This is a genomic window from Pseudonocardia sp., from assembly GCF_029263155.1.
GTDB lineage: Bacteria > Actinomycetota > Actinomycetes > Mycobacteriales > Pseudonocardiaceae > Pseudonocardia.
This window is the reverse complement of record NZ_JAJCYB010000075.1, coordinates 79,201-92,246: the sequence shown is the minus strand read 5'-3', so window position 1 is coordinate 92,246 and position 13,046 is coordinate 79,201. Positions and strand designations below refer to the sequence as shown.

Genomic DNA, 13,046 nt, shown 5'->3' with positions numbered 1-13,046 from the left:
GATGGTGGTGATCTCGTCGTCGGAGCTGATCGCGGAGACGGGCACCGAGCAGGGGTTGAAGGCCTTGCCGTTGATGTGGCTGGTGCAGGCCTTGCAGACGTTGATGCCGCAGCCGTACTTGGGGCCGGTGACCCCGAGGATGTCGCGGATCACCCAGAGCAGGCGGACGTTGTCGTCGACGTCGACGGTGACGGACTCACCGTTGAGGTTGAAGGTGTGCTGTGCCATGTCAGGCTCCTCAGATGGCGAAGTCGAGGCCGTTGGTCGGCGACGGCGGGATCGGCGGGGCGGTCGGGTACTGGGTGAACCCGTCCGGGAACGGCTCCTTGTGCAGGACCGGGGTGTACTCCGGCTCGATCCCGGTGGCGCGCCGGAAGGCGTTCACGACCGCCGACATGGTGGCCGCGACCGAGACCTCGCCGGCACCGCTCGGGTCCGGGTACTCGGAGTCCTCGATGAGGATCACGTTGACCTCGGGCGGGGTGTTCCACTGCCGGGTGTAGAAGTAGTTGTCCCAGCTCGCCTCGACGAACGATCCGTTCTCCAGGTGCAGGCCGGCGGTCATGGCGTTGGCGATGCCGTCGTTGATCCCGCCCTGCACCTGCGCCTCGTACCCGAGCGGGTTGAGCAGCAGCCCCGGGTCGATGACGAAGGTGACCTTGGTGACGCGCGGCCCGGTGCGGGCGGAGCGGATCTTGCGGTTGACCGTCTCGGGCCGGGCGTCGATCTCCACGACGCAGGCCGTGGCGGCCTTGTACTCCTGGTGGACGCCGATGCCCTGGGCGGTGCCCGCCGGCATCGACTTGCCCCAGTCGGCCTCCTTGGCCGCCCGCTCGATGACCTTGCGCAGGCGGTCGGTCTTGACGAACTCGGTCCGGAAGTCGACCGCGTCCTTGCCCAGCCGCTCGGCGATCCGGTCGATCATCAGCTCGCGCGCGGTGCAGGTGTCCGGGCCGTAGACGTTGCGGGTCGAACCGGTGTTGAACCCGTAGTTGGTCTCGATCATGGCGCGGGTGTTGACCGGGCCGAAGTTGTAGGGCGTGTGCACCGAGATCTCCCAGAAGGTCTCCGAGACCCCCAGGTTGCCACCCGGCGCCTTGATCAGCTGCGAGGTGAGCACGTCGGTCAGGCCCTCGTCGACCTCCATGTCCACGCCGGAGTAGCGGAGCTCGAAGCTCGCCACCGCGTCGTCGGTGAGCACGGCACGGATTCGCGTGGTGCACAGCGGCTTGACCCGGCCCTGGCGGCAGTCGTTGGCGCGGTCCCACATCAGCTTGATCGGCTTGCCGATGGCCTTCACGGCCTCGGCGGCCTCCTGGATGCTGTCGTTGAACAGCCGGCGACCGAACGAGCCACCACCCGGGACGACGTGGAAGACCACGTCGTTGACGCCGATGCCGAGCTTCTCCGAGATGATGCGCTGGCCCGAGATCGGGCTCTTCGCGGGGGCCCACACCTCGGCCGTCTTGCCGTCGAAGGTCATGACCGCGCAGTTGGTCTCCAGCGCCGACCCGTTGCGGGAGTAGTGCACCAGCTCCTGCTCCAGGGTCTTGCCGGGCACCGGGGGCGTGACCATCGGCAGCTCGGCTTTGCGCAGGCCCACGAGGATGTCGTCGTCGTTCTGGCCCGCGACGGTGCCGGGGTTCCAGTTCAGCTGCAGCGCGTTGCAGCCGTCGATGGCCTGGCCGAACGTCTGCGCCCGGACGGCGATGCCGTTGCCGATCGGCTCGACGTCGGTGATGCCCGGCATGTTGCGGACCTCGTCGATGTTCGAGGGCCCGCCGTCGGGGAAGCCGTTCAGGTCGGGCGAGCGGCAGATCACCACGGGCAGCGCGTCCGGGACCGGGATGTCCATGGCGAACTGCTTCTGCCCGGTGACGATCGCGTACTGGTCCTTCTTGATCTTCGGCTTGCCGAGGACCGTGAACTCCGAGCGGTCCTTGAGGATCACCTCGACCGGCGTGGTGGTCGGGACGGCCGCCAGCTTGCTCAGCTCACCGAAGCCGATGGACTTGCCGGCCGTGTCGGTGATGGTGAGGCCCGCGGTCTCGAGCAGCCGGCGCTCTCCGTCCAGCGCCTGCGCGGCGGCGTCGAGCAGCGCACCCTTGGCGATGGCGGCCGCGACCCGGACCGGGGTGTAGAGCGAGTAGGTCGTGCTGGACCCGCCGGTGAGCTGGTTGAACATCAGCTCCGGGCGGGCGTCGGCCAGCGTGACATCGACGTCGTCCGGGTCGATGCCCATCTCCTCGGCGATGATCATCGCGAACAAAGTCTGGATGCCCTGGCCGTTGTCCGAGCGCGGCAGGGCGAACGCCACCCGGCCGTCCTCCTTGACCTCGACCTTGAGCAGCGGGTTGGTCGGCCGACACGCGTCGCGGTAGGAGTCGACGAACTCGTAGTACTCGGGGGTCTGCGGCGGCGACGGCAGGGCCGCGGCACTCGCCTCCGCCCCGCCCCAGGCCGCCTGCCGGCCGACGTCCGCGACGACGACGAGCGTCGGCGCGGCGACCAGGTAGCCGAGGAACTTCCGGCGGTTGACCGAGCCGAACCCGGTACCGAAGACCTTGCGCGGGGCGGGTGGCGTGGTGGTGCCTGCGCGATGAGCGGGCATCGTCGTCCTCTCTTTAACGGTTCCCGGCCGGGCGCAGGGGGGAGCGAACCCGGTTCGAGACTCTTGAGCAGGTAACGAAGCCCAGGGCGGCAGCGATACGCATGCGGCGGAGTCGAGGTGCCGCCGTTCGGGCTATGACAGAGCGCGAGGATGGAGCTCGACCTGCACTTCTAAGGGGACACTTACCATCAGGTGCTGAGATCTTCGTCATCTTCATCCGCATCTGCGGAAGTGATGCACCGGACGGAAATTACCCCGTTCGGGGGTGGTCCGGGCACAACTCGCACCGTCTTGCGTGCCCCGCGCGGGCCCCTCACCAGCGCGTCGACGCAGCGGGAGCCGGCCACGCGCCATCGAACCCCGCGGCACCCTCCGAGGCAGCTGATCCGGCGGGCTCGGGACTCCTCCACCGCGACCGACCAGCGCAAGGCGACGAACAACCGGGTCGATCCGCTGGGCGGGCGGGCAGGCCGAGGCCGTGACTCCGGGAAACAGGTTCTGCGGGAAAGCGTCGACGGCCGGTCCGTGTAGCCGGATTCGTGCATCGCTCCGTACCGAGCCGAGTGCTCGCGTGGCCGAGCCGCGCCACGAGTACGCGCCGCTGTCGAACCACGACCCGGTACGCCACATGGCGCAGTGGTCCGTGGACGGGTCGCCGGCCGAATCTCGGTGACGGGACCGACCGATCGGGCCGATTTATCCGCTTCTTCGGATCTACCACTCGGTCGGGTGAATCGTGAAGGCACCCGACTCGCGGTTGGTCGGATTCGACCGCAGGTCGGCTTTGACCTGCGGGGACGCGCCCTTTTGATCTCCATCCCGCACATGAAGAAGGCGTGAACTGCGGAAAGGGCGATCGACCGATGGTCGGCTTTTCCCCACCGCTTCCAGCCATTTCTCCGGTGCGCGCCCGACGGCGTCCCCACAAACCGCACATGCGGAGTGAACCGCGGCGTACCGCCTTCCGTCACGTGTCGTTACCCCTACGCCAGCCGCGGTGATGCGCGCCACACGCGCCGATCCGTAGCGAACCCCGATGTCGCGAGATCCCGTGATGCCGCTCCCCGGTGTCGAGCCGTCCTGCCAACGCCGCCGACCCCGCAGTTCTGTGGAAGGACCGAAGATGGCCAGCCCCACGCAAGCGCCACCCGGTGACCGTCCCGGTCGCCACCGCGCCGTCACGTCGATCGAGGTCGACCGGCGCAAGTTCCTGACCTACCTGATCAGCGGCGCGACCCTCACCATCGCCACCTACGCCGGCCTCGAGACCCTGTCGGGTTCGAGCGCGAGCGCGCAGCCGATCCCCAGCGGCCCGCACCCGATCGACTTCCAGGACCTCGGCGACATCCTGATCGCGTCCTACAAGCCGACGTTCAACCTCATGCGCCTCGAGGTGCTGGAGAACGGCCACGTCCGCTTCGAGCTCCCCCGCACCGACGTGGGCACCGGCATCACGACGGCGATGGCGATGGTCATCGCGGACGAGATGGACGTTCCGTTCGAGAACGTCGAGGTGCCGATGTCCGACGCGCGCCCCGAGCTGCTGTTCAACATGCTCACCGGCGGTTCGTGCACGATGCGCGCGATGGTCCCGCCGGTCCGCGCGCTGGCCGCACTCGCCCGGGGCCAGCTGATCAAGGCCGCGGCCAACATGCTCGACGTCCCGCCGGGCACCATCCGCACCCTCGACGGCTACGCGGTCGACAACGAGGGCCGCGAGATCGCCTTCGGTGACCTCAGCTCCGTCGCGGCCCAGCTGGACCTGCCGCTCGAGGACGTCCCGGTCAAGACCTCGGCCGAGCTCAATGTCGTCGGCACGCCGATGCCCCAGATCCAGGCGCGCGACATCTGCACCGGCAAGTTCCAGTACACGCTCGACATCCCGGTCGAGGGCGCGATGCCGGTCGTGTGGGCCCGCCCGCCGCAGATCCTGGGCAGCTTCACCGACTTCGACGCCTCCGAGGTGCTCGCGATGCCCGGCGTGATCGGCGTCGAGCCGATCACGTCGCTGGAGAACATCGAGTGGCCGGTCGACGGGGGCCAGGGGTCCTACAACTCCGGCATCGCGATCATGGCCGAGACGTTCGGCCAGGCGCTCAAGGCCGTCGAGAAGATGAAGGCGACGTGGACCCCCGGGCCGAGCGACGGGGTCTCCGACCCCGAGATCTTCGACCGCCTGCGCCGCGAGGCCCTCCCGCTGCTGGTGCCGGCGCTTGGTGCGCAGACCGTCGAGGGCGAGTTCACGTTCGCCACCTGCGCGCACGCGCCGATGGAGACCCAGACCGCGATCGCCGACGTCCGCGAGGACAGCGCGGAGATCTGGGTCGCCACGAAGGTGCCGATCCTCGCCCAGCAGTTCATCGCCAAGGCGGTGGGCCTGCCGGTCGACAAGGTCACCGTGCACGTCATCCGGGCCGGCGGGTCGTTCGGTTCCCGGCTGTTCCCGGACGCCGCGCTGGAGGCGGCAGTGTCGTCGAAGGCGTTCGGCCGCCCGGTCAAGTTCATGTACAGCCGCGGCGACGACACCAAGCACGGCCGCAAGCGCGGCGCGCGCCTGCAGAAGCTCCGGCTCACCATGCTGGGCGATTCGATCGCGGCCTACGAGCAGCGGATGACCAACGTCTACTGCGACCTGTCGCACGGGCTCGGCGAGATCCTCACCGCCCAGGGCGCGGTCAACCTGCCCGGCCAGGCCGGCTTCGCCGAGGCCGTGTTCCGGTTCACGGTGCACGCGCCGTACAACCTCGGGGCGATCGTCGAGACGATCAACGAGGTCGACCTCAACCACCACACCGCGGCGATGCGCCAGGTGTACTCCCCGACGGCGGGCCCGCCCCTGGAGGTCCTCATCGACGAGGCGGCCGAGGTCATGGGCAAGGACCCGGTCGAGCTGCGCAAGGAGCTCGTCAAGGAGGAGACCGGGCGCAAGGTCATCGAGAAGGTCGCCGAGATGGGCAACTGGGGCCGCGACATGGCGCCGGGCACCGCTCAGGGCTTCGGGTACTACTTCGAGTACCGCTCGCACAACGCGTGGCTGGTGGAGATCGACTGCAACGGCGACGAGCCGGTGATCACCGCCGCGTACGGGGCCACCTCGACCGGCTTCCCGATCAACCCGATGGGCATCGAGGCGCAGATGCTCGGCGGCCTGGCCGACGGGATCTCGCAGACCCTGCGGGCCAGCCTGCACATCGACAACGGCGCGGTGCGCGAGAAGAGCTACAGCGACTTCAAGTACACCAAGCAGAAGACCTACCCGAACAACGTCGAGATCCACGTCTTCCCCGACGACGGCCGTCCGATCGGCGGCATCGGCGAGCACGCCGTGGCCGGCTCGATCGCCGCGGTCGCGAACGCCTACGCCCGCGCCACCGGCACCAAGGTCCGCGACTTCCCGATCAACCACAACGACGCCTGAGGGGACTGAACAGACATGCCCAACTACGACTTCGTGCTCAACGGCGAACCCGTCAGCGTGGACGTGACCGACGACGTGGAGCTGCTCTACGTGCTGCGCGACAAGCTCGGCGTCACCGGTCCCAAGTACGGCTGCGGGGTGGACGTCTGCAAGGCGTGCACCAGCCACCTCAACGGCAAGGCGTTCCGCCCCTGCGTCACCCCGATGTCGGACGTGCAGGGCCAGGAGGTCACCACGATCGAGGGGCTGGCCGACAGTGTCGGTGCCGACCTGCACCCGGTCCAGGAGGAGTGGATCAACCGGGACGTCGCGCAGTGCGGCTTCTGCCAGCCCGGTCAGATCATGGAGGCGGTCGACCTGATCGCCCGGACCGGCGGCAAGCCCAGCGACGAGGACATCGACGCGATCGAGAACATGTGCCGGTGCGGCTCGTACTTCCGCATCCGGGAGGCCATCAAGGCGGCGGCGGCCCGGATGTAGAAGCCCCTCTGGGAAGGGGTCGAGGGGTCGGCCACCGGGTGACGGGCTCGGTGGCCGACCCCTCTCGCGTTCAGCCCCCGCCGACGCGGCGCTCGTGACCGGCCCAGTGCGGCTCGCGCAGGACCTTGCGCTGCAGCTTGCCGACCACGCTCTTGGGCAACGGGTCGCGGGTGAACTCGACCCGCCCCGGCTTCCGGTAGGACCCGAGCCGGACCTTCACCAGCTCGACGACCTCCTCGGCCGTGACCGAGGCCCCGTCCTCCAGCCGGCACACCGCCATCGGGGTCTCCCCCCAGCGCTCGTGCGGGATACCGAACACCGCCACCTCCACGACGCCGGGATGGTCGGCGATCACCGTCTCCAGCTCGGCCGGCCAGATGTTGAAGCCCCCGGAGACGATCATGTCGTCGGCGCGGTCGAGCACGTAGAGGTAGCCGTTCTCGTCGACCCGGCCGATGTCGGCGGTGCGGATCCACCCGTCGATCAACCGGGTCTTCGTGAGCTCGTCGTCGCCCCAGAACCCACGCATCTGGGCCTCGACCTGCGCGTAGATCTCGCCCTCCGAGCCCAGCGGGAGGACCTCGCCCGACGCGGTGTCGCGGATCTCGATCCGCGCGAACGGCAGCACCCGCCCGGCGGCGCGCATGGGCGTGGAACCGGGCACGTCGGAGAACCACTCGTCCGGAGTCATGATCGTGAGCGGGACCGCCTCGGTCTGTCCGAACACCTGGTAGAGCACGTGGCCGAAGACGTCACGGCCCGCGTTCGCGGTGGCGTCGGTGATCGGGGCGCCGCCGACGAGCATGCACTGCAGCGCCGACCAGTCACCGTCGCGCGCGGTCGGCTCGGCCGCGAGCGCGGAGACCATCGACGGCGGCGCGAACATGTGCGTGACGCGGTGGCGCTGCACGAGGTCGAGGACCTTGTGCACGTCGAACGCTCCGAACAGCAGGTTCGTGCTGCCGTGCAGCCACGCGGGCAGGAACAGGTAGCCCGAGGCGTGCGAGATCGGGCCCGCATGGCCGACGACGCTGTCGAGGGTCAGGTTGGGCAGCCGGTAGTACCAGTTGCGGCAGTTCACCAGCCAGTCGTGCTGGGTGTAGCCGACGCCCTTGGACCGCCCGGTGGTGCCCGCGGAGTGCCGGATGATGTACCAGGCGTCGGGGTCGACCGGCAGCTGCGGGTCCACGTCGGACTGCGCGGCGAGCCAGTCCTCGTAGCCGTCGTCGCGCACCAGCACGGCCGTCACGTCGGGCAGCTCGTCGGACAGCCCGGCGACGCTGTCGGCGTAGGCGGGATCGGTCAGCACCACCTTGGCCTGGGTCTGCTCGACCATCTCGCGGTGCGAGCGCCGCGCGTTGCGCGCGTACAGCGGCACGCGGACCGCACCGGCGATGGCGGCCCCGATGAACAGGTCGGCGGCACCGAGGTTGTTGTCCTCGACGCTCGCCACCCGGTCGCCGGGCTCGACGCCGAGCGCGCGCAGCCCGTTGGCGAGCCGCACGCCACGGTCCCACGCCTGCCGGTAGGTCAAGCTGCGGTCCTCGGTCACGACCGCCACGCGATCGCGATGGAACTGCACGGACTGGCGCATCAGGCTGGGGACATCCATCCGCCAACGCTATGGTCGCCGTCACAGCGCCTGCCACCCTCGAACGGGGTGGACAGCGGGTGGTCAGGACCGCAGGAAGGGCCCGATCAGCGTGGCAGCCATCCGCTCGGCGAGCTCCTCGACCCCCATCGGACCGCCCGGGTCGTACCAGTCCGGCACGTGCGCAAGAGCCCCGAACGCCACGCGCAGCGACAGTGACGCGCTCGCCCGGTCGCCGCCGAGGGCCTCCCGGACCTGCTCGGCGGCGCGCTGGAACACCGCCTCGTGCTCCCGGCGCAGCTCCAGCAGTCGCTCCCGCAGGTCGGCCGCGGGCAGCCGGATCGTGACGAACAGCGGCAGGAAGTCCGGGTAGTCCCGCACCTCGATGAGCACCTGCTCGCGGAACAGCAGCCGCAGCCGCTCGACGGGATCCGCCTCCGCGGCGGCCACCGCTTCCAGCCGCGTGATCACCTCGTCCGCGGAGCCGCGCACGCAGCGCAGGAACAGCTCCTCCTTCGAGGAGAAGTAGTGGTAGAGGCTGGGCCCGCGCAGGTCGAGCTGGGCGGCGATGTCCTCCAGGTTGGCGCCCTCGTAGCCACGCTCGGCGAACACCCTCGCCGCGGTGCGCTCGACCCGGGCCACCCGCTCGGCCCGCTTGCGCGCCACGCGCGACGGCGCCTCCTGCAGGCCGCCGGGCTGATCACCCACCCCTCGGGTCCCGGTCACCGCACGCCCCTTCCACCGCTGCCGACGAGCCCACCCTAGAGCCGGGATGCACGGTGGATCGAGTGACCGTTAGAATTTCGAGAGGTGCTGCCCGGTCGGGCCGCTTCGCTCGACCGCCGGCACCGCGGGGACCGACGCCGCCGTCGCCCCGAGAGGAGCGCCCGTGTCGCACGCCAGCCCCGCGGCCGACCCGATCGTGCGTGCCGTGGACGACATCCGCCGGCTCGACGGCATCGACGTCGCATTCGCCGCGCGCATCGACGACAGCCGCACCTCGTTCACCCTCGGCGAGATGCGCGGCGCCCGGGCCGGCTCGCTGAACGGGCTCGTGAGTCCCATCGGCTACGGCGTCGGTGGGAGGTGCGTGGCGCTGCGCCGCCCGGTCTCGGTGGTCGACTACGTCCGGGCCCGCCACATCACCCACCAGTTCGACGGCGCGGTGAGCCAGGAGGGCCTGCGCGCGGTCCTCGCCGTGCCGTTCCGGGTCGGCAACGAGGTCCGCGGCGTCGTGTACGGCGCGGCTCGCCGCACGCTCCGGTTCGGCGAGCGGTTCACCGACGCAGCGGTGTCGATCGTGCGCTCGGCGGAGCGGCCGCCCGAGCCCCCCGCCACCCCGGGCTCGGCGCGGCTCGACCACGCCCAGGTGCGCGAGCTGCACGCCGAGCTGCGCGCCATCGCCGCCGCCGCCGACCCGGCCGCGCGCGAACGGCTGCTGGGCGTCTGCGCCCGGCTGGCCGACGGCCGGCCACCGCGGCCGGGGACCCCGCGGGCGCGGCTCACCCCGCGCGAGGTCGACGTGCTGGCACTGGTGGCGGTCGGGTGCAGCAACGCCGACGTGGCCGCCCGGCTGGCGCTGCAGGTGGAGACGGTGAAGTCCTACCTCAAGTCCGCGATGGGCAAGCTGGGCAGCCACAACCGGGTCGAGGCCGTCGTCTGCGCCCAGCGGGCCGGGCTGATCCCGTAGTCGCGGGTTCACCCTATTTCGGGTGTGCCGCGACTCATCGGAGTGACTTACGCTCCCGCGCCATGACCGCCTCACCCGACGTCGGTACGTCGAAGAACACCATGCGCCGGATCGCGATCGCGAGCGGCACCGGCACCACGATCGAGTTCTACGACTTCCTGATCTACGGTACCGCGGCCGCGCTCGTGTTCGGGGACATCTTCTTCCCCGCGCTGGGCTCGGCCGCCGCCACCGTCGCGGCGTTCGCGACCCTCGGCGTCGCCTTCGTGGCCCGCCCGTTCGGCTCGATCCTGTTCGGCCACTTCGGCGACCGGATCGGCCGCAAGGGCACGCTGGTCACCACGCTGCTGGTGATGGGCACCGCGACCGTGCTCATCGGCTTTATGCCCACGGCCGACCAGATCGGCGTGGCGGCCCCCATCCTGGTGGTGATCCTGCGGGTCATCCAGGGCCTCGCCGTCGGCGGCGAGTGGGCGGGTGCCACGCTGCTGGCCGCCGAGAACGCCCCGAAGGCCAAACGCGGCTTCTACGCGATGTTCCCGCAGTTCGGCCCGGCCATCGCGTTCTCGCTGGCCAGCGCCACGTTCCTGGCCACCGCCCTGCTGATGAGCGACGAGGCGTTCGTCGCCTACGGCTGGCGCATCCCGTTCATCGCGAGCGCCCTGCTCGTCGCCGTCGGGCTCTACGTCCGCCTGAAGATCGACGAGACGCCGGTCTTCAAGGGCGAGGTCGCCAAGGGCGGCACCTCCACGGTGCCCTTCGGCGAGGCGTTCAAGACGCAGCCGCGGGAGATCCTGCTGGGCTCCGGCGTGATGGTGATGGTCTTCGCGTTCTTCTACATGGCGGTCTCCTACCTGACCAGCTACGGCACCGCCACGCTGGGTCTCGAGCGCACCACGGTGCTCTCCATCGGCATCCTCGGCGGCGTCGTGTTCGCCGTGGCGGTCGGCGTCGGTGCCGCCTACTCCGACCGGGTCGGGCGCCGCCGCACGATCACCATCGCGAACGTCGTGGCGGTGGCGTGGGCGCTGGTGCTGTTCCCGATCCTGGACATCGGCACGCCGTTCGCGTTCGCGATCGGGGTGTGCGTCACGCTGTTCATCGCCGGTGTCGCCTACGGCCCGGTGGGCGCGTTCCTGCCGGAGCTGTACAACACCCGGTACCGCTACACCGCGGCCGGGCTCGCCTACAACGTCGCCGGCATCGTCGGTGGGGCCATCCCGCCGCTGATCGCGGCCGCGATCGCCGCGGCGTTCGGCGGTTACGCGTTCGGCGTGTTCCTCGCCCTGCTCTGCCTGATCAGCGTGGGCTGCACGCTGGGCCTGCGCGAGACCCGCGACAAGGAGATGTCCGACGTGGCCGGGTCGAAGACCCTGGTCTAGGTGTGGGGCGTCCGGGACGCATCGACGGCGTACCGGACGAACCGCTCAGGGGGCCTCCACGGCGGGACGGGTGTGCGCTTCGCACCCGCTCCCGCCGTGGGGGCCCTTCTGCGTCGCGGTGTCACACCCGCGGGTGCCGTCTCGTCCCGTGGGTATGAGCACATCGAGGAACGGGATCCAGGTACTGGTCGTCGGCGCCGGGTACGCGGGAGCCACGCTCGCCGTGCGGCTCGCCGGCCGCTCGCGCGGGCGCGTCGCGGTGGCGGTGGTGGACGCGGAAACCGGCGGCTGCTGCTCGAGGACGGCGGCGATCGGGGCCCGGCCCTACCGCGGCCGGTGGTCGGGTCCGCCAACGTGGCCCGGCTGATCGGTGCGTTCGCGCCCCTGGTGGGCGGGCATCGTCGACGTCCGGACCCGCGTGGTGAACGACCAGCCGGGCGCGGTCCTGCGGGACCGGGACGGCCACGTCGTCGCGGTCATGGTCCTCGACGTGCTCGACGGGCGCGTCCAGACGATCCGGGCGGTGGTCGACCCCGACAGGCTCGCGCACGTCGGGCCGTCTCCGACGCGCGGCGTCTGCGCGAGCAGGTTCAGGCCCGGCGACGCCCGGGGCGGGACCCGTCGGGACCCGTCGGGCTCAGGTCAGAGCGGCAGGCCCAGCCCGCGGGCGATGAGCAGGCGCTGGACCTCGGAGGTGCCCTCGCCGATCGTCAGGATCCGCGCGTCCTGGTAGTGCCGGGTGGCCGCGGTCTCCTCGATGAACCCGTACCCGCCCTGCAGCTGGGTGGCCGTGTACGCGGCCTTGTTGGCCAGTTCCGAGGCCACCAGCTTGGCGACCGCCGCCTCCCGCTCGATCGGGAGCCCGCGGTCGTACTTCCAGGCGGCGTCGTAGGTGAGCACCCGGCACGTCGCCACGGCCGCGGCGATGTCGGCGACCTGGAACGACACGCCCTGGTTGCCCGCGAGCGGCCGGCCGAACGACTCGCGCTCGGACACGAAGCGCAGCGTGTCGGACAGGCAGCCGCGGGCCAGGCCCAGGCTCATCGCGGCGATCGGGATGCGCGCCCAGGTGAGGAACGCCAGTGCCTCCCGGTAGCCTGTGCCCTCGGTGCCGAGCAGCGCCGTGCCCGGCACGCGCACATCGTCGAAGAACAGCGGGTGGGTGTCCGACGAGCGCCAGCCGAGCTTGGCGTACTCCGGGCCGACGACGACGCCGGGCGCGTCCAGCGGCACCAGGAACGCCGAGATCGGAGCGCGGCGACCGTCGCGCTTCTCGCCGGTGGCCGCGAACAGGATCACGTGGCGCGAGAACTCGGTGCCCGAGTTGGTGATGAACTGCTTGGACCCGTTGATCACCCAGTCGTCGCCGTCGCGGCGGGCGGAGGTCGAGATGTTGCCCGCGTCGGAACCACCCGAGGGCTCGGTGAGGCCGAAGGAGATGAAGTCCTCGCCGGCGGCCGCTCGCGGCAGCACCTCGTCGAGCAGGGCGGGCTGATCCTTCGCGAGGTGCGCGAACAGCGCGACGCTGATCGCCTGCACGTGCATCGTGACGGCGAGCGAGGAGTCGACGGTGGCCACCTCCTCGGCGGCCAGGCACAGCGTGCGCACGTCGGCTCCCGCACCGTGCGGCTCGGGGGCCAGCAGCCCGAACGCGCCCAGCCGCCCGGCGGCCCGGACCAGGTCGGGATCGAAGCGCCGCTCGATGCTGCGCTGCGCCGCCCCGTCCGCGACGACGTCGGCGACGAACGCCGCGACGGTGCGCTGCCACTCCAGGTGCTCGTCGGTGAAGGCCCACGGGACCTCGTACACCGCACTCGATCCCCCGGGACTCGAACCGACTTCGGGACGCCGCTCCACGGTGCTGGTCATCACCC

At 70.7% G+C, this 13,046-nt stretch carries 10 protein-coding genes; 5 read left to right on the top strand and 5 right to left on the bottom strand.

Translation table 11 applies throughout. The annotated features are described in order from the left end of the window. Both Q1K26_RS16010 and Q1K26_RS16005 read right to left on the bottom strand, forming a co-directional pair. A partial coding sequence (locus Q1K26_RS16010) for a 2Fe-2S iron-sulfur cluster-binding protein (RefSeq protein ID WP_300012886.1) occupies window positions 1–228 on the bottom strand: 228 nt, incomplete at its 3' end. Between the two features lie 10 nt (window positions 229–238). Next, window positions 239–2,611, bottom strand: a complete 2,373-nt coding sequence (locus tag Q1K26_RS16005; RefSeq protein ID WP_300012883.1) for a molybdopterin cofactor-binding domain-containing protein — start codon at window positions 2,609–2,611, stop codon at window positions 239–241. 1,123 nt (window positions 2,612–3,734) lie between these two features. On the opposite strand from Q1K26_RS16005, the gene Q1K26_RS16000 reads away from it, so the two are divergent. Both Q1K26_RS16000 and Q1K26_RS15995 read left to right on the top strand, forming a co-directional pair. Continuing rightward, on the top strand, window positions 3,735–6,029 hold the full coding sequence (locus tag Q1K26_RS16000; RefSeq protein ID WP_300012880.1) for a molybdopterin cofactor-binding domain-containing protein: 2,295 nt from the start codon (window positions 3,735–3,737) through the stop codon (window positions 6,027–6,029). Window positions 6,030–6,044: 15 nt separating this feature from the next. Beyond that, window positions 6,045–6,509, top strand: coding sequence for a (2Fe-2S)-binding protein (locus tag Q1K26_RS15995; RefSeq protein ID WP_300012877.1), 465 nt, complete (start codon window positions 6,045–6,047; stop codon window positions 6,507–6,509). Between the two features lie 70 nt (window positions 6,510–6,579). Here Q1K26_RS15995 and Q1K26_RS15990 read toward each other — a convergent pair whose 3' ends face one another. Both Q1K26_RS15990 and Q1K26_RS15985 read right to left on the bottom strand, forming a co-directional pair. Beyond that, the gene (locus Q1K26_RS15990) at window positions 6,580–8,121 is read right to left on the bottom strand and encodes an AMP-binding protein (protein ID WP_300012874.1); all 1,542 of its coding nucleotides are present in this window, start codon (window positions 8,119–8,121) and stop codon (window positions 6,580–6,582) included. 63 nt (window positions 8,122–8,184) lie between these two features. After that, window positions 8,185–8,826: a TetR/AcrR family transcriptional regulator gene (locus Q1K26_RS15985; RefSeq protein WP_300012871.1), complete on the bottom strand. Its 642-nt coding sequence runs from the start codon at window positions 8,824–8,826 to the stop codon at window positions 8,185–8,187. A gap of 163 nt (window positions 8,827–8,989) precedes the next feature. On the opposite strand from Q1K26_RS15985, the gene Q1K26_RS15980 reads away from it, so the two are divergent. From Q1K26_RS15980 to Q1K26_RS15970, 3 genes are all read left to right on the top strand, one after another. Further along, window positions 8,990–9,790 carry a LuxR C-terminal-related transcriptional regulator gene (locus tag Q1K26_RS15980; RefSeq protein ID WP_300012869.1) on the top strand — a complete coding sequence of 267 codons (801 nt, stop codon included), beginning with the start codon at window positions 8,990–8,992 and terminating at the stop codon, window positions 9,788–9,790. A gap of 62 nt (window positions 9,791–9,852) precedes the next feature. Continuing rightward, complete coding sequence (locus tag Q1K26_RS15975) at window positions 9,853–11,172, top strand: MFS transporter (RefSeq protein WP_300012866.1); 1,320 nt, start codon at window positions 9,853–9,855, stop codon at window positions 11,170–11,172. Between the two features lie 154 nt (window positions 11,173–11,326). Next, window positions 11,327–11,539 (top strand): NAD(P)-binding protein, encoded by a 213-nt coding sequence (locus Q1K26_RS15970; RefSeq protein ID WP_300012863.1) that lies wholly within the window; start codon window positions 11,327–11,329, stop codon window positions 11,537–11,539. 275 nt (window positions 11,540–11,814) lie between these two features. Here Q1K26_RS15970 and Q1K26_RS15965 read toward each other — a convergent pair whose 3' ends face one another. After that, window positions 11,815–13,041, bottom strand: a complete 1,227-nt coding sequence (locus Q1K26_RS15965) for an acyl-CoA dehydrogenase family protein (RefSeq protein WP_300012860.1) — start codon at window positions 13,039–13,041, stop codon at window positions 11,815–11,817. Window positions 13,042–13,046 lie beyond the last annotated feature (5 nt).